General features: G+C 33.8%; 17 protein-coding genes. 4 read left to right on the top strand and 13 right to left on the bottom strand.

Features of this window, described 5'->3' with window-relative positions:
• Nucleotides 1-165: 165 nt before the first annotated feature.
• From ERX46_RS02415 to ERX46_RS02465, 11 genes are all read right to left on the bottom strand, one after another.
• The gene (locus ERX46_RS02415; protein ID WP_130092234.1) at nt 166-798 is read right to left on the bottom strand and encodes a 4'-phosphopantetheinyl transferase superfamily protein; all 633 of its coding nucleotides are present in this window, start codon (nt 796-798) and stop codon (nt 166-168) included.
• Nucleotides 798-1,055, bottom strand: coding sequence for a phosphopantetheine-binding protein (locus ERX46_RS02420; protein ID WP_130092235.1), 258 nt, complete (start codon nt 1,053-1,055; stop codon nt 798-800). The genes ERX46_RS02415 and ERX46_RS02420 overlap by 1 nt, the downstream gene beginning before the upstream one ends.
• Nucleotides 1,055-2,323 carry a beta-ketoacyl-[acyl-carrier-protein] synthase family protein gene (locus ERX46_RS02425; RefSeq protein WP_130092236.1) on the bottom strand — a complete coding sequence of 423 codons (1,269 nt, stop codon included), beginning with the start codon at nt 2,321-2,323 and terminating at the stop codon, nt 1,055-1,057. Before ERX46_RS02425 ends, ERX46_RS02420 begins: the two co-directional genes overlap by 1 nt.
• Before the next feature lie 23 nt (nt 2,324-2,346).
• Nucleotides 2,347-2,796: a 3-hydroxyacyl-ACP dehydratase FabZ family protein gene (locus ERX46_RS02430; RefSeq protein WP_130092501.1), complete on the bottom strand. Its 450-nt coding sequence runs from the start codon at nt 2,794-2,796 to the stop codon at nt 2,347-2,349.
• A gap of 48 nt (nt 2,797-2,844) precedes the next feature.
• Nucleotides 2,845-3,897, bottom strand: a complete 1,053-nt coding sequence (locus ERX46_RS02435) for a type III polyketide synthase (protein WP_130092237.1) — start codon at nt 3,895-3,897, stop codon at nt 2,845-2,847.
• Nucleotides 3,894-4,598, bottom strand: coding sequence for a methyltransferase domain-containing protein (locus ERX46_RS02440; RefSeq protein ID WP_242494520.1), 705 nt, complete (start codon nt 4,596-4,598; stop codon nt 3,894-3,896). The genes ERX46_RS02435 and ERX46_RS02440 overlap by 4 nt, the downstream gene beginning before the upstream one ends.
• The gene (locus tag ERX46_RS02445; RefSeq protein ID WP_130092239.1) at nt 4,598-5,728 is read right to left on the bottom strand and encodes an NAD(P)/FAD-dependent oxidoreductase; all 1,131 of its coding nucleotides are present in this window, start codon (nt 5,726-5,728) and stop codon (nt 4,598-4,600) included. The genes ERX46_RS02440 and ERX46_RS02445 overlap by 1 nt, the downstream gene beginning before the upstream one ends.
• A gap of 99 nt (nt 5,729-5,827) precedes the next feature.
• Nucleotides 5,828-6,370 (bottom strand): hypothetical protein, encoded by a 543-nt coding sequence (locus tag ERX46_RS02450; RefSeq protein WP_130092240.1) that lies wholly within the window; start codon nt 6,368-6,370, stop codon nt 5,828-5,830.
• The gene (locus tag ERX46_RS02455; protein WP_130092241.1) at nt 6,363-7,370 is read right to left on the bottom strand and encodes a PDDEXK nuclease domain-containing protein; all 1,008 of its coding nucleotides are present in this window, start codon (nt 7,368-7,370) and stop codon (nt 6,363-6,365) included. The genes ERX46_RS02450 and ERX46_RS02455 overlap by 8 nt, the downstream gene beginning before the upstream one ends.
• Before the next feature lie 269 nt (nt 7,371-7,639).
• The gene (locus ERX46_RS02460) at nt 7,640-8,743 is read right to left on the bottom strand and encodes a helix-turn-helix domain-containing protein (protein WP_130092242.1); all 1,104 of its coding nucleotides are present in this window, start codon (nt 8,741-8,743) and stop codon (nt 7,640-7,642) included.
• A 17-nt stretch (nt 8,744-8,760) separates the two neighbouring features.
• The gene (locus tag ERX46_RS02465) at nt 8,761-9,093 is read right to left on the bottom strand and encodes a type II toxin-antitoxin system RelE/ParE family toxin (RefSeq protein ID WP_130092243.1); all 333 of its coding nucleotides are present in this window, start codon (nt 9,091-9,093) and stop codon (nt 8,761-8,763) included.
• 268 nt (nt 9,094-9,361) lie between these two features.
• On the opposite strand from ERX46_RS02465, the gene ERX46_RS02470 reads away from it, so the two are divergent.
• The 3 genes from ERX46_RS02470 to nadD are packed head-to-tail and all read left to right on the top strand — an operon-like array spanning nt 9,362 to nt 11,431.
• On the top strand, nt 9,362-10,228 hold the full coding sequence (locus tag ERX46_RS02470) for a YicC/YloC family endoribonuclease (RefSeq protein WP_130092244.1): 867 nt from the start codon (nt 9,362-9,364) through the stop codon (nt 10,226-10,228).
• Between the two features lie 7 nt (nt 10,229-10,235).
• On the top strand, nt 10,236-10,820 hold the full coding sequence (gene gmk / locus ERX46_RS02475) for a guanylate kinase (protein WP_130092245.1): 585 nt from the start codon (nt 10,236-10,238) through the stop codon (nt 10,818-10,820).
• On the top strand, nt 10,817-11,431 hold the full coding sequence (nadD, locus tag ERX46_RS02480) for a nicotinate (nicotinamide) nucleotide adenylyltransferase (RefSeq protein WP_130092246.1): 615 nt from the start codon (nt 10,817-10,819) through the stop codon (nt 11,429-11,431). Before gmk ends, nadD begins: the two co-directional genes overlap by 4 nt.
• 413 nt (nt 11,432-11,844) lie before the next feature.
• On the opposite strand, the gene ERX46_RS02485 is transcribed toward nadD, so the two are convergent.
• On the bottom strand, nt 11,845-15,111 hold the full coding sequence (locus ERX46_RS02485; RefSeq protein WP_130092247.1) for a TraB/GumN family protein: 3,267 nt from the start codon (nt 15,109-15,111) through the stop codon (nt 11,845-11,847).
• Nucleotides 15,112-15,129: 18 nt separating this feature from the next.
• Nucleotides 15,130-16,404 (bottom strand): imidazolonepropionase, encoded by a 1,275-nt coding sequence (gene hutI / locus ERX46_RS02490; protein ID WP_130092248.1) that lies wholly within the window; start codon nt 16,402-16,404, stop codon nt 15,130-15,132.
• Nucleotides 16,405-16,645: 241 nt separating this feature from the next.
• On the opposite strand from hutI, the gene ERX46_RS02495 reads away from it, so the two are divergent.
• Nucleotides 16,646-17,584 (top strand): ribose-phosphate pyrophosphokinase, encoded by a 939-nt coding sequence (locus ERX46_RS02495; RefSeq protein ID WP_130092249.1) that lies wholly within the window; start codon nt 16,646-16,648, stop codon nt 17,582-17,584.
• Nucleotides 17,585-17,593: the final 9 nt, after the last annotated feature.

Raw genomic sequence — 17,593 nt, forward strand, 5'->3', positions numbered from 1 at the left:
AATGAATAGAATTTGGGAAGGAGGAGTTTTTATTGATTCAATTCAAGGGTCTTTTTTTAGAACAAGGATTTTTGGTTTTAGGACTGTTAGCTTTAAAGGTTTTTTATCATGAAAAGGTAGGTTGAAATTTTAAAGGAAGTTCACTAACATCAGAAAGTTTTTGTTTTAGATTGTCTTTAGAATTATTTCTTTTGAGTAGAACTCAAAAGAATACCCACCAAACTTCCCGTGATGCGTCATAGAAATGGAAACATTCAAAACCTCATCTTTAAAATAAAGCAAAGGAACTCCAGATTCTGTTTTTCTAATTTCTAAATCATCAGCATCTAAATTATTAATCTTCGAGAAATCTTTAATTAATTCTTGACGGATAAAGACACTTTGCTGGTGAATATCATTTTCGGGAAGTTTAAAAATAGAAGTCTCTATTTCAGAATTGCTGGAAGTAGAAGTACTGAAAATATAGTTTTCATTAATTCGAGTTTTCGTTTTTAGAATTAATGAGTCAATCTTAACTTTTCCATTTTCTAAATCCTCCAAACTACATTCAATCTTTCTCGGATTAAAAAACCTTTCTCCACCAGCTTGAATAAATACTTTGTAAGCGCTTTCTTTCATGCTCCACATTTTCCAAACGGTTGTGAATTTGTCTTTAGAAGCAGTAATTAAACCTTGCTCTTTTGGTGTGAATAGCTTATCAATAAAACCGGGTCTTTCCCAACCGATAGTTTTTGAGTCAGATGTTTTGCTGGAAGAGCGTTTCGTTTCTTTAATATCCACGATGTCGTTTCCGACCATTATTTTTCTGCAACTTTAATTTTAATAATCTCTAAAGCAGCTTTCACGCTCAACATTTTGTCCATCGAATCATTGTCAATATCAATATCGTATTTGTCTTCGATATCTAAAATTATATCTACAAGATTTGCTGAATTTATCTTTAAATCTTCTATGAAATCTGTGTCTTCATGTAGATTTTTATATGCTTCTTCGTCTTGAATATAAGGTTTAATTAAGATTTTTAATTCGTCAATCATTTCTATTTTATCACTCATTATTTCTTGATTTTTTTAAATATTATACAACCGTTTACATCACCAAATCCAAAACTTGCTTTGGCAACAATATTAATTTCTTTTTCTATTAATTTTTGAGGAATTTTATCTGCTGAAATTAGGGAAATAATCTCTTCGTTTAAATCCTCACAATTGATGTTTGGAAAGATAAAATTGTTTTGAATTTGTAAAACACTTGCCACACTTTCTATTGCTCCCGAAGCTGATAAACAGTGTCCAACCATCGATTTCAAAGAATTAATATATGGAAAATCATCTCCTTTTAAATCTAAAGCTTGCGACCAGTTTTCAATTTCGGTAAAATCTTTTATTGTTGCCGTTAAATGTCCGTTTATTGCATCAATATCCGAAGCTTTTATATTCGAATTTTCTACAGCTTTTTTAATGCAACGTTGCACCGATTCTGAATTAGGTGCTGTCATGGAACCACCATTTCTTTGTCCACCAGAATTGACTTCTCCACCTAAAATTTCAGCGTAGATTGTAGCATTTCTTTCCAATGCACTTTCTAAAGATTCTAAAACTAATGCACCAGCGCCACTTCCGGGTACAAATCCAGAAGCCGAAGCACTCATTGGCCGAGAACCTTTTTCTGGTGATTCGTTGTGTTTGTAGGTTAAGACACGCATTGCGTCAAATCCTCCCCAAACATAAGGGCCTTCATCGCTTGTTCCGCCAACAATCATTCGTTTTGCTCTGCCTGCTTTTATTCGGTCAAATCCCATTAAAATAGCTTCGGTTCCAGTGGTGCAAGCGGAAGAATTTGTAGTGACTTGGTTTCCTAGTCCTAAAATCCCTCCCAAATATGCACTCACGCCGCTTGCCATTGTTTGGGCAACGACGGTGCTTCCTAATCGCCTAACTTGTTTATCGTCTACTTTATAAATGGCTTCTCGAAATCTTTCAATTCCAGAAGTTCCAGCTCCGAAAATTGTTCCGCTGTCATAATCAGTGGTTTCGGAAATTGAAAATCCTGCATCTTTCCAAGCGTCCATTCCAGCCATGCAGCCATAAAGAATACCAGAGCTGTTAAAACCTCTCAGTTGTAATTCGGTTAAATATTCTCGTTTTAATTCTTCTGATACTTTTGGTTTTCCGCCAATGCAACAGGAGAATCCTAAGTCCTTTAAGTGCGGATAAAATTCAACTCCTGAAATTCCATTTTTTATGGCGTGCGTAAAATCTGTTAATCCAATTCCATTTGGAGAAACTACACCAAGACCCGTTATTACAACTCTGTTTTCCATAATTTGCTATTGAATTCAGTACTTTACTTCAGTTTTTTAGTAGCAATCATTCCGGCAATTTTACCTCTGCAAACCAATTCTTCATTTAAGTTAAACATTTCAACCTTACATTTCAATTTATTGAACCGAAAATATTCCTTTTGACTTTTTACAATGACTTTTTCGCCGGGGAAAATAGGTTTATAGAAATCAATTTCTGATGAGGTTAAAGCAATTTGTATTTCATCAATAGATTCTCCAGATTCATTCATCAAGTAAATTCCAAATGAAACTAAGCCAATTTGAGCCATGGATTCCGTTAAAATAACACCTGGCGTAACCGGATTATTTTTAAAATGCCCTTTATAAAAATCATGATTTTTATCGAAAGTGTAAGTTCCAGAAATCCCATTTTCATTTACTTCTAAAATCTCATCTACAAATAGAAAAGGCTTTGCGTAAGGAAGTTTGGCTATAATTTCTTTGAAAGTCATCATTTGAATTGTTTTAGCTTAAATATTTTCTAGCGTTTTGAAGTATGCTTACCATTTCAATAACAATCTTTGTGCTGTAAATCCGGGGCCAAAACTCAACATTAATCCAATATCTCCTTTTTGAGGATTTTGCTCCATAAACCTTTCCAAAACATAAAGGACAGTTGCGCTCGACATGTTACCATATTCTTTCAGAACCGCTTTTGTGTTGTCAATGTTCTTTCCTAAAGCTCCAAATAATTCTTCAATGGTTTGCACAATTTTCTTTCCTCCGGGATGAAAAATCAAGTGATCTACATCTTTAATTTCTAGTCCGTTTTTCTCCAGAAATGGATGAACAATCATTGGGAAATGGGACGCAATTTTTTCTGGAACCTCTTTGTCTAAAACCATTTGAAGTCCAGTGTTTTTTAATTCAAATCCCATCATGTGCTCCGCATTATAAAAGTGATACATGGCATCATCAATTATTTGTGGACCTTCTTCATTTTCGTAAGAAGAAAGAATCGTACAAGCACAACCGTCTCCAAAAATTGCAGCACTCACAATATTTGTCATTGAATAATCTTCAATTTGAAAAGTCGAAGTAGGCGATTCTACAGCAATCACAACAGCCCGTTTATTTGGATTCGCTTTCAAGAAGTTATTGGCGTAAATCATTCCTGAAACTCCAGCTACACAGCCCATTTCTGTTACAGGAAGTCGAACAATATCTTGATTCATATTCAATTTGTTAATCAAATAGGCATCAACAGACGGAATCATAATTCCAGTGCAACTCACGGTTATGATATAATCAATATCGGTCGGTTTTAAATTGGCTTTGTCTAACGCTTTAGTTAAAGCACCTTCCGCTAACTTTATAGTTTCTCGCTTATAAATATCGTTCTTTTCCTCGAATGATGTTTTCATAAACACTTCTTCTGCAGCCATGATTGAATATCTTCTATCGACTCCAGCATTTTCAAAAAGTTTAATCACTTTTCGCTGGTATCTTTCTTCTTGACCGTCCAACCAAATCTTTAGAAATGGAATTATTTCTTCGGTTGACCTTGAATAGGGCGGAAGTTGTGTTGCTACAGCTGTTATTTTTACGCTCATGATTTCTTAATTATCCATTGGTAACGAAATGCCCAACGCCAAGTTATAGTGCTTTTGTATTTTATTTCTTTTGAAAACCGTTCGAAGTCTTCGCGTTTAAATGCTTTTAAAATGGAGGTTAAACCGTCTTCTCGTGTCATCTTGTTTTTTATTCCAGAGGTAACAATATTAAAAAGAAAGTAAGCCATTTTGTGTCTGTGTAAATCATTTATTAAAACTCCAATTGTGGAGTTTTTCACCAAGGTTTGAACAAATTTCAATGCAACCTCATCTTCAAAATGATGAAGAAATAAAGTACACATGGCAATGTCGTATTTGTGTGTTTCAAATTGTTCTCCTAGAACATCTTCTTTGCTAAAATTTAGTTCAGGAAAATCAGTTGATAGCTTATTCGCATAATCAATAGTTGCTTGATTTGCATCTATTCCTAACAATTGAAATTTGTAACCGTTACTTCTTCCAAATTCAGCTACTTTTCTCAGCATATCTCCATTTCCACAACCCAAGTCAACTATACTAATTGTTTTGTCCTTTGGCTGATTTACTAGAATCTTTTTCAGACCATCAATGGTGATATTATTTCCACCAAGCCATTTATTAACCTTAGCCAATTGGTCAAGTGAATTAATCAACAAATCTCCGCTCATGTCAAGATCATCCATGATCTCAATTTCCTTGCTTCTGTGTTTTGTATCTATCATTATTCTAATTCTGCTTTCATTGGTTTTCCATGTGTTTTTTTAATTACATGCGGCAAAATAAACGGGAAGGTTTTTAAAAATACCATAATTATTTCAGAAATTAAACCAAGTCGGAATAACCTTGCGATGATATGTCCTGATTTTAACCGAACGCTAAATTCTTTGTTCCAAACTTTAGTGTATTCTTTTTCTAATTCTGCTCTGGATTTTATCTTTCCGGATTTATATTTCAAGATGCGCAAAGAAGCCATTTGAGCTGCTCGAATTGCCATGCTCATTCCATTTCCCGCCAAAGGATGAATCATTCCTGCGCTGTCACCACACATTAAAATATGATTTTCTACGGGCTGTTTCGAAGAAAATGAAACTTGACTTATCGTTAAAGGTTTCTCGAAAGTCATTTCATAATTCTCAAAAACTTCTTTCAAATATTTGTTTTTACTCAAGACTTTCTGTTGAAAATCTTCTATGTTTTTATGTTTCTTGAATGATTTATAATCTGCGATGTAGCAAACATTCACTAAATCAGTTTCTACTTTGGAAATCCCACAATATCCTCCTACGAAATTATGTAATCCAACTGTATTTTCTGGAAAATCACCTTTATAATGAGCTTTTATTCCTAAAAAAGGAGTCTTTTTCTGAATGAATTCGCGTTCCATTTTTATATCCAAATTAGAACGTTTTCCAAAAGAACCAATCACTAATTCCGATAAGTAAGGCTCGTCTTGATTTGTATAAACCTTAAATTGATTGTTTTTAAATTGAATATCAATAACATTTTCATGCAAGATTTCAGCTCCATATTGCTTGGCTAATTTCGATAATTCCCAATCGATACAATAGCGACTAATTCCAAATCCTCCGAAAGGTAATTTAGCGCTAATAGATTTGCTCTTGTTTGTGCTTAAAGTAAAATCAGTAATTTTTTTAGCACCGAATTCGAAAGGATCAAAACCCAATGCATTCAAATAGGGCAGGACCTCATTAGAAATATATTCCCCACACACTTTATGTTTCGGATATTCGTTTTTTTCAATCAAAAGTACGGACAAGCCTTGCTTTGATAAATGTACAGCAGATGTTAATCCAGCTAGTCCTCCTCCAATAATGATTGTATCGTAAGTCATGAATGGATTATTTTTGTAGGGTTTGTGAGTGGGTATAACAATTTGGTAGGGTTTTGGTTTAGAGTAATCTCAACTCTATTATTAAAATCATTGATGGCACTAATTGGGCGAGAATTCATAATTATTTTGGGATATTTCAAATATTTCGTTGAGATGTTCTTTAATTACTTCAAAATTTTCTTCTGGTGTTTTAATACTTGTTGTCAATATTTCATTGTATTCATCATCTAAGGATAATTCGCAAAAAGTAATTACAATATATGGTTCATCTTCATAGGCCAGTTCATTCTCAATAAATACAGATATTCCATATTTGATTTTAGTATTCTGAATCGTTGTTTTGTAAAGTCCAAAATCACGATAATAGCTTAAGTTTTCCTTTGTGATAATTACAGATTCTCTACCAAAGATATTCCATAATGTTGGGCGGGTCAAGATCCAGAAAATAGCAACAGAAAATAATATAGCACCAATTTTAACAGAAGGGTTATTGGTCTTTGAAGTAATTGAAATTAATAGAATGGGCAATGAATAAAGACAAATATTAATTGATATAAGAAACCATTTCACCCAGTTCCTCACCTTACTTTCTAATGTAACGTACAGTGTTTTACCATCTGAGAATATTAGTTTATCATTCATTCAAATTCTTTTGTCTTTCGATTCTTGCTCTTGCTTCAATCATAAGCGAATGTAGTTTTTGCTCTAACTCTTTTTTGGATGGTAATTCAGTCCAATATTCAGCTACCATTATACCGTCTTTTTGCATTTCTAATAATTCTATTTGCTCATTGCTTTTACCTGCACAAAGGATTAATCCAATAGGTGTGTTTTCACCTTCTTGCTTTTCGTATTTGTCGAGCCACTTCAAGTAAAGTTCTATTTGTCCTTTATGGCTAGGTTGAAATTCGCCCAATTTTAATTCAATGGCAACCAGTCGCTTTAATTTCCTGTGATAGAATAAGAGGTCTAAATAGAAATCTTTACCATCAAGAATGATTCGTTTTTGTCTTTCTATAAATGAGAAGCCTTTTCCTAATTCTAAAATAAAATTTTCCAACTCCTTAATGATTGCACTTTCTAAATCATTTTCTAAATATCCGTCTTTTAATCCTAAGAAATCAAGGAAATATGGGTCTTTGAAAGTGTTTTGAATAGGTTCTAATTCTTGAGATGCTTGTACATTGGCTATTTCGTTACGCTCAAAAGCTTTGCGTTCGATTTGATGAGTTAAAGTGCGTTTACTCCATTTTGATTCTATTGATTTTTCAATATAAAACTGTCGTGCTTCTTCAGTTTTTACGCCTAGTAATACGATAAAATGTGTCCAACTCAATTGTGTCACCAGCGGTGACACAATGTTTTGGTCCGGAAATAAATCAGCAAATTGCATCATTCTTCTCACGTTTCTCAAGGTGTAACTTCTACCAAACTTCTGTTCTAATTGTTTTGCTAAAGTGGCAATAACCTGTTCGCCATACTCTGCTCTTTCATTTTTTAAAATGTGTTCACTAATTTTTTTTCCGATGTACCAATAGGTCATGGTGAGAATGCTATTTACCTGCTGTTCGACTTTCCTTTTTCCTTGCTCAATAATTTGTGCAAGATCTTTAAAAAGTGAATTGTCTATTTCTTTATTCATATGTAAAATGCTTGAATTAGATATCTAATTTTTAATTTGAAATATTTTATGTTGATATTTTGAACATATAAAAAACCAATTATTCATCTACTAAATATAAGCTTTTGAATCCAAATTGGAGCATTTTTTAAATTTAGATAAACTACTTCTCTCTCTCCACTTTTGTCGATTACCTTCTGTATTTTATTAATCTCTTCTTCTGTGACATTCTTTTCCCCAATTTATTTTAACTATTGGGATATAAGTCTTTTACTAAAAAAAGAAGTTATTCAAAACAATTCTTCTTTAAACCTAATCTTACTTTTTAAGCTATTCAATCGTGAATCCTTATTCAAATGATTGTGCTTCCTTTGAACTTGAACAACGACAATACTAGGGTTCTTCTTAAATTTTTTGCTCAATTTTAAAATCAATTCTTTATCAAAATCAGGGTATTTCGCTAATTCGTTTCTTTCTTTATCTGACATTAACATACGATAAGCAAATGAATCTGCTTCCTCTTCTTTTTCATAATCAGGGAGAATACTTTCAATTCCGTCTAAGAAAAAGTCCTTTTTACCGTGGTACAAAACGTGTCCTAAAGCGTGATAAAATGTAAACCAAAAAGCATTATAATCATTCTTTAAGTCAGTCAGTTGAATAAGTGGAGTTCTGATGTTTTTAATCCATCTTGTTGCTCCATAAATTGGTGTCTTTGAAATGGAAGGCGTATAAACAATAGCTAAACCAAACGAAGCGGATAAATCTTGTAATTCTTCTAACCAAGTTGCTGAGTGTTTGAAAGCAATATCTTGAATTTTTGAGAAACTACTACGTAATTTTTTTTTATCGAAAGTGTTTATTGTTAATTTCTCTGCTTGTAATTCTCCATAGCGCAACCAAACAGAAATTGCATGTGGTTCAGTTGTGTGTTTAAGTCCAGGTTTAAATGTCAGAGAACTATCATAGTAAATAGCTGACCATTGCAAAGGAGAAGCAACTCTAAAAAGCTTCAGTAAATTACTTGCAAGTTCGGCTTTATTTGCAGTTTTTGGAATTAATCCTAACGACTTCATTTTGGACAAAGGAAAAGAAGAAACCCATTCTTCATATTCTACTAAGTGTTCCATTTTTTCAATTTCCAATAATTCATCTTGATAAGTGCGTTCCAAATTCAACCAAAAGCTTGCAGGAACATCTAATACATATTCTAATTTAGTTGCTGTTTCTTTTGTGATGGGTGCTTTTCCTTTTATTAACTCATTTAATTTTGGAATAGATCTACCCAATCGCTCAGCTAATTCGGCTTGCGACATTCCAATATAATCAATATGCTCTTGTATGCTTTCACCCGGACAAGAGAGTAAGGATTTCTTTAATTCTAAATCATTCATAATTTCTCCTTTTAAAACTAGTGAGGGTCTTTTACAGATTCAATTTTGATAATTGTTATCGCTTTTAAATCTATTCCACCATCTTCTAAAGTTGGCAAAGGATTATGGTCTATTTCAAATAAAATTCTCCAGTTTTCTTGAATATCTATTGACCAAGTTCCTTTATCTTTTCCTATATGTTGATGTAGTCGCAATACAGGATATTTTGAAATTACCTCTAAGTTTTCTGAACTTTCAAGTTGAATTAGACGTTGCTTTATTTTCTTCGCCAAATTTCCATAAGTCTTCGCTAAACCTTTATCGGTTGTGAGCGATTTCTCCAGTTTGTTATTTCTGTAGGATAACTTCATTGCGAATATACAAAACTATTTACTTAGTTGGTTAATCATTTTTATAATTTTTAAAATTCAGATTTGGATTTTAGGTGAATTTCATAATTAAGGTAGTGATTTTTTAGAATAAAATGGATTAATGAGGAAACATTTCTAAAACCTAAAACAATCAATAAACCAAACCATATTTCAACAATTAGTCTCCCAAACCCTCCCAAAAACTTTATTTCCCAACAAACCACCACTAATTCCCCTCAAATTTCTACTTTTGCTGAAAGATTAATCTATGTTACAATCAATGACAGGTTATGGGAAGGCATTCGGGACTTTTTTCAATAAGAAAGTTACCGTTGAAATGCGTTCTCTCAATAGCAAAGGGACAGATGTTCATTTGAAAATTCCAGGAACTTATAAAGCTTACGAGTTGCCGATTCGCAAGATGATTGGTAATGCACTTGAACGCGGAAAAGTGGAGTGTTTGATTACCGAAGAAAGTATCGAAGGAAAAGCAAAAGTGAGTATCAACAAAGATTTGGCTGTTGCTTATTACAATGAAATGAAAGCTTTGGCGGATGAAGTAGGAGAGGAACCAAAAGGTTTTTTGACTTCGATTATGCGATTGCCTGAAGTTTTGCAAGCTCAAGAATCTGAGGTTTCTGATGAAGAATGGAACGAAGTACAAGCTTTGATTGAAGAAGCATTGAAAAACATCACTCAATTTAGAGAAGAAGAAGGTCAGTCCTTAATTGCTGATTTCACTTCGTCGATCGATGAGATTGATAGATTGTTGCAAGAAGTTCCTAATTATGAGCAAGTACGAATTGATATTATTCGTGAACGCATGCGCAAGGGATTAGAGAAATTAACGGATGGAGTAGATGAAAATCGATTTGAACAAGAATTGATTTATTATATCGAAAAGCTGGATGTTTCTGAAGAGAAAACACGTTTACAGCATCATTTAGATTATTTCAAAACAACAATGAATGAATCTGGAGCGATGGGAAAAAAACTAGGATTTATTTCACAAGAAATTGGTAGAGAAATCAATACTTTGGGAAGTAAAGCTTATCATGCTGAATTACAGAAAATTGTTGTTGACATGAAGGATTATCTTGAAAAAATAAAAGAACAAGTACTCAATACGCTTTAGAATAGGAATGGAAAACGATCAAAAACAAACCGGAAAATGCATTATTTTTTCAGCACCATCTGGGGCTGGGAAAACAACAATAGTTCGCGCTTTACTCGAACGAATGGACGAACTCGCTTTTTCTATTTCGGCATGTTCTAGAGAACCTCGTGTTAATGAATTGCACAAAGAGGATTATTACTTTCTTGGTGTTGATGGATTTAAAGAAGAAATTGCTGACGATTCTTTTATTGAATGGGAAGAAGTTTACGCAGATCATTTTTACGGAACATTAAAACATGAGGTCGATCGACTTTGGTCGGAGAACAAAGTAGTGGTTTTCGATGTTGATGTATACGGAGGAATTAATTTGAAGAAATATTTTGGCGATTCAGCTTTGAGTTTTTTCATACAGCCTCCATCAGTTGAAGTGCTTGAGGAAAGATTACGCAAGCGCCAAACAGAGACAGAAGATAAGATCAAAACCAGAATGGAAAAAGCTGGTGAAGAGTTATCTAAAAGTGTACACTTCGATAAAGTGGTAGTCAATACAGATTTAGAATTGACCATCGAAGAAGTGGAAGAAATGATAAAAGAATATATTAAGGAATGAAAGTAGGATTGTACTTCGGAACGTTTAACCCTATCCACATTGGACATTTAATTATTTCCAATTACATGGCGGACTATACTGATTTAGATGAGGTTTGGTTGGTGGTTTCGCCACAAAATCCGCTAAAAAAGAAGAAATCGCTGTTGGAAGATTATCACCGTTTGGCGATAGTAAGAGTTGCGATAGAAGACAATAATAATCTACGTGAAAGTGACATTGAATTTAAAATGCCACGTCCATCCTACACATCAGACACTCTAGCTTACCTCAAAGACAAGCACCCAAATAATGAGTTTCACTTAATTATGGGAGAAGATAATTTGAGAACGCTTCACAAGTGGAAGAACTTCGAAAATATCTTAGAAAACCATAAAATATTCGTTTATCCAAGGGTTTTAACGATTCAAGAAGAACAAGAAGTTGAACAAATTGGATTTTTACCGGCAAACGAATTACAGAATCACAAAAATATCATTATGTGCGATGATGCACCAGTAATGAAAGTGAGCTCAAGCTTTATTCGCCAAGCGATCAAAGACAAAAAAGATGTGCGTTACTTGTTGACAGAGCCGGTTCAGAAATACATTGAAGAGATGAACTTTTATAAATAATTTTTGATTGAAAACGTCAAATACTGCGTTATGCTTGTTTATAATTACAGTCATTTATAAAAATAAACTTCTGAATTAGAACCTTCACAAGCCTTGTCTTTGACGTCTTCATTTCAAAAATGGGTTTTGGCATTTTATTTAATGAAAAGTGAAAAATGAAGAATGAAAAATTCGTGGGGCGTGAATTATGGTTTGAATGAATTCGATGGTTTTTTTGATTTGTTACAGCGTTTTTCGTGGCGTTTTGATACGTTTCAATTGTTGTGTTTTTTCATAATGTAGAGCCACACGGCCGTGTGGCTCTACATTATGAAAAAACACAACCACAAAAAATCCTTGAAAATCCGCGTTGCATGCATTTGCGTCATCCGCGTGCCATTACAGCGCAAATATGACGCCTAAGTACCCATCCATCACTCCAAAATCTTCTTCACCAACTCCTCCTCAATTTTCTTAGGCTGATACTCTTCGCTTCCATAAACGAAAAACGTATTATTTCCAAACGCTCCATACGAAGGCAAAATTCTATTTTCTGGGAGCGCTCTTGCCATGAAATATACTTTGTCGTTTTCGATTACTTTAAAGAGTGCAAATTCAATTTGTTTATTATCAATTCGAATAATTCTATTCTCGATAAATTTCAATGATTTATTTTTATCGAAATACGCATCTTTATAGTGATCAAAAGCAATATAGCCAATCATTTGCTCAAAGGATAGTAAGCCATAAATTGGAGTTTCTGAAACTGCCATTACCTTAGCGTAAGAAATAGCTACTGCAGCATCCTTTTTGACAAGTCGCTTCACTTTACCTGATGTTTTTTCTCCGATAATTGTTTTCCATGCGGCTATACTTCCAACTTTGTGATCATTTGAATTTTTATTCCATTCAGTTAACATTTTCGAAAACTGCTCTTTCGGAATTCCGTATTCATACATTATTTCAAAATAGCGAAATGCTGCCCAAGGTGGTTGAGTGTCTTTGGTTATTGCTTTTATAAATTTTTCGCTCGTAAAATAAGCTTGGAAAAATGGCTTCTCTAAAAGTGTAGGAATTGTAAAACTGATATTCCATGATAAACTATCTTCAAGTAATTCGGCAAATACAGGCCAAACTTCCTCCAAGAATTTATCTTTAGGATCAGTAATCGCTAAGACTTTATAAAAATCTATTGCATTAATTTTATTCGTTTTGGCTTCATTTACAACTGTCATGTAATCAGCGGCTCTTCTCATTTTTTGCAGATTGTACAAGGCTGAAACTGTCACAAATTGATTTTTACTTGTCGTTCTTTCTCTCCAATATTCTAATAATTTTTTGTCTGAATTCTCCCAATCTTTTGCATATACAACTGAAGAAAGGAGTATTCCATCTTCATCAAAACTATTCCAAAACTGAGCAGGCCACTCTAACATTTGTGTTAACATACTGTCTCCAACATGTCCTTCTATGATCAATTCCTCAACTGCCATTCCGCCATTGATCATGATTTCATTTTTCAATTTAGGAACATTGATTTCATGCATTGAAATAGCGTCATTCACCATGAATTTTAAACTGTCCAGAAAGGATAAATTTTTGTATTGTTCTTCAGCTTTTTGAGGATATGTCAAGTTCGCTATCACAATGTTTTTCCCAACTAGCGTAGCTTTTCCTTTAAATTTATTCTCTGAATCTGGATAATAAATACTGAATTCCATGAAAGGGTTTTGAGCGTCTAGATAAAAAGAGGTGTCAATTTCATAATTCAAATCTTCACTTGGCCAAACGATTTGATCAGTTAATAAGTCTTTTACTTTCTTTTGAGAAAATGCCCAAGAATGAAATTTTTTCACCAAAACGTGATAAGCAATGCTTGTCTTAGCATCTGTAAAAGTATAGTTTTTAGTTTCTCTAAATTGCTTGCCGTCTAAATCTAAAACTTCCATTTTAAACCCATCTTTGGTCATCAATGTTTCAAAATCTTCATTTTTTACTTCTACTTCTTCATTTATTTCTGGAAAAGAATAAAGCGTATCAAAACTATTTAAAAACTCATCTTTTCGGATTTTGTCGTTTCCTATATATTCTATAAACTGAATGACATTTCCCGTTTGTCTAATTTTTCCATAAACGGTGTAACCATTGACTTGAGCAGTGTAAGATTTCAAGAGGTATTCACCTTTTACGTGACGCTCATTTTCTATTTTAACACTGTCTGAGTGGTAACGGGTAAGAATGTAATCTCCAAATTCCTCATGGGTATGACTGATTGTGTTATCCGTCATAATACTTTCGTAAGCATACAAAATCTCTCCATTCAAAGGATTAATCCATTTCGTATCCCAAACATTATCAAAATCTAAAGTCCTTGTTTCTGAGAAATAATTCTTCGGAAATTTCAATTGCATTGTTTGAGATTCGCTGATTACTTTTTCGGAAAAGCTTTCATCCGTTGGGTCACCTGAAAACTTAAAGCCATTAAAGAAATTCAAGTGACGATTGGAATTCATAAATCGATAACCTCCTTTAGCAGAAAGTGTGTACAAAACATTCTTCTTTTTGAAAACACGCACCCATTCTTTCGTTCCATCATTTAAAGTTACCAACCCTTGATATGCCTTCGAATTATCTTCTAGAATAAGTGAGTCAAAGCGACTAATAGAAAGTTCAGGATCTAAGAAATAGTTTCTAACATTTTTAGTTAAATTGACTTCTACGCCATAATTATAAATAGAAAGTGAATAAATATTTCCTTGTCCCAATTCTTGATATTGGATCAATCGATCAGCATTTCCTAATTCTTTGACAGCTGGCTTTCCTCCAAATTTTAAAGAAGCTCCATAACGTTGATCCAGATAATTGTATTGATTACACTGCTGTAAATCAATTTCTGCTTGTGATTTCTTCTTAGTGAATTCAGATTTAACGACTTTAACAGTATATCCTTTTTGTCTTAATAGAGGAACAATTCCACGCGATCCTAATAAATGCGATGCGCCAACAGCAATGAATGAAGATTTGTATTGGTGTATTAATGTATCAATCCCATTTGTCATTTTTATATTTCGATCAACAATTAAATCCTTGTATAAATCGATAAACTCTAAAGTTGAATTTCGGGTGTACTTATGTAAATCTCTAGCGTTTCCCTCCAAATACTTCTGTTTAAGTTCACTTCTAGAAATTAGTCGGATATTTTTTGGAGCGTTGGGATCAAGAAGATTGTTCAGTCCTATTTTTAGCTGATCTTCAATTGTTTCCAAAGGATGGAAAGCTTTGCTGCAGTTATCCGCAACTTGCTTGAAATACATATCAATAAACTGCGGCCTTCCTTCATCAGAACCGTAAGCTGTATAAGTTACTTTATCAGCTCCTCTGGCAGGAACGATCCATTCCAAGAGGTAAGATTTACTGTAACCAACATCAGGAGAAATGGTCGATTCATCCAACATAAATTCAGTAATGTCAGTTTCTAAAACCACAGCTTCAGCTTCATGTAAAGCGGAATATAAAGCATCTGGAAATTCAAAAACATCATTGTCATTGCTGTGATAGGTGCCAAATAAAAAGGCTTTCCCTTGCATATCTGCACGAGAAATTTCCCAAAGTAATTGGTAATTTGATCGGTCAATCACTTTATTCTGTCCAACAGAATGAAAAGATAATATTGCGATAAATAAGGATAAGCAATGGCGCATAAATTTATGAGGTGTCTTTTAGTTTTCGTGTTCTTTTAAATTACTATGAAACACTTTTCCATTTAAAATAACAGTTTCTATATTGTTTTCTCCAAAAGAATAAGGAATTCTTGCCAATGATGAAATTTGATGTGTAATCATAATATTTGCTTTCTTTCCAACAGTAATCGAGCCATGCGTTTCAGAAATCCCCATCGCATAAGCCGTGTTTAATGTTGTAGCATTTAACGTTTCAATCGGCGTCATGTTCATTTTTGCACATGCAATTGATGTTAACAGTTGCATATTTCCACTTGGCGATGACCCAGGATTAAAGTCAGAAGCCAATGCTAATGGTAAGTCTGCGCATAAAACTTGCCTTGCTTTTCCATAAGGAATTGACAAAAAGAAAGAACAGCCAGGTAAGAATGTTGGCATGGTGTGACTCCCTTTCAAAGATTTGATGTCTGCTTCATTTAATTCTTCTAAATGGTCAACAGAAAGAGCTCCGTGATCCACAGCAGCTTTTATCCCTCCCATAATAGAGAATTGATTTACGTGAACTTTAGGAATCAGATTGTATTTCGCTCCTTCTTTTAGCAAACGCGTCATTTGTTCAACCGTGAAATAATTTCTTTCACAGAAACAATCAATATAATCTGCTAAGCCTTCTTCTGCGATTTTTGGTAACATTTCATTGATCATCAAATCCATGTAGCCATTGTGATTTTCTTTATATTCATTTGGAAAAGCATGCGCTCCTAAGAAAGTAGCTTTTATTGCCATTGGCGAAGCAGCTTTTAATCTTTTAATAACACGCAACATCTTTAATTCTCCTTCAACAGATAATCCATATCCAGATTTTATTTCGATAGCTCCAGTACCGTATTCAGCCAAACCATGAATTCTTTCCAATGCCTCTTTAAACAAAGTATCTTCATCCATTTCTTGAAGTCGGCCAGCAGAATTTAGTATTCCACCACCTTTTAAAGCGATTTCTTCATAAGACAATCCTTTTATACGGTCTTCAAATTCTTCTTCTCGTGTTGCTGCAAAAACAGCATGTGTATGTGAATCACAAAATGTAGGTAGCACAAATTTCCCTTCAGCATCAACTACTTCAAGATCTCTCCAATCGTTGATTCCTCCCCAGTCTTCCATCTTTCCATAAGCAATAATTTGATCGTCCTCAATTGCTAAAAAAGCGTTTTCAATAATGTCTCCATTATCCATCTGCTCTCCTTTTTTATATTTCGGTATGTTTTCTCCTGCTTGAAATAATCCTTTGATATTCTTAATCAATATTTTTGCCATAACACTAAATTCTATCTTTTAATATAGCTCAAATTTAACCGAAAGAGTTCTTTTTCCAAATCTTTAAGCATTGATTAGCAGTATAAATTTAAGATTCTACAAAAGTCAGTCACAATTTGATGAATAAAGTCACCTTTTTCAGTATAAATTAAGGAATTCAATAAAAGCGTAATTCTATTTTAATGAATGATGCATAGACAATTTATTTATGTAACTTTGTCCCCTTGAAAACTATCAAGTGATGTCAAAAGAAGTAAAAATATTTGCCGGAAGAGCCACTCAAAAATTGGGTGAAGAAATTGCGAAAGAGTACGGAATTCCTTTAGGGGAAGTTACGGTTGCTGAATTCAGTGATGGAGAATTTCAACCTTCTTTTGAAGAAACAGTTCGTGGAAAAGATGTTTTTATCATTCAATCAACGACTCCTCCATCTGATAATCTAATGGAATTGTTGTTAATGGTTGATGCTGCAAAACGTGCTTCGGCGCGTAAAATTATTGCAGTAATTCCTTATTTTGGTTTAGCACGTCAAGATAGAAAGGATAAGCCACGTGTAGCAATTGGAGCTAAATTAGTTGCCAATATGTTGATGGCAGCTGGTGTAGATCGATTAATGACAATGGATTTACATGCAGATCAAATCCAAGGTTTTTTCGAAGTTCCTGTTGACCATTTATATGCTTCAACAGTTTTCTTTCCAGAAATTCAAGAAATGTCAAAGAGTGGAAATGTTGTTATGGCGGCTCCAGATGTTGGAGGAGCAAAACGTGCAAATTCATATGCGAAGAAGTTGAACTTAGGTTTATCAATTTGTCATAAGCAAAGAGCAAAAGCAAATGTTATTTCTGAAATGACTGTAATAGGTGATGTTGAAGGAAAGGACGTTGTGCTTGTGGATGACATGATTGATACAGCTGGAACTTTAACAAGAGCTGCAGATCTTTTGATGGAAAGAGGAGCAAAAAGTGTTCGTGCATTTTGTACGCATGCTGTACTGTCAGGCCCAGCTTACGACCGTATAGAAGCTTCAAAAATTACAGAATTGATCGTTACAGATACAATTCCGTTGAAGAGACAAAGCGATAAAATTCGTGTCGTTTCTGTTGCTGCCTTATTTGGAGATATTATCCAAAAAATGGTGCACAACGAATCAATTAGTAAACATTTTATCATATCATAATTAAAACAA

This window comes from Brumimicrobium glaciale (assembly GCF_004152935.1).
In the GTDB taxonomy this organism is placed as follows: domain Bacteria; phylum Bacteroidota; class Bacteroidia; order Flavobacteriales_D; family Crocinitomicaceae; genus Brumimicrobium; species Brumimicrobium glaciale.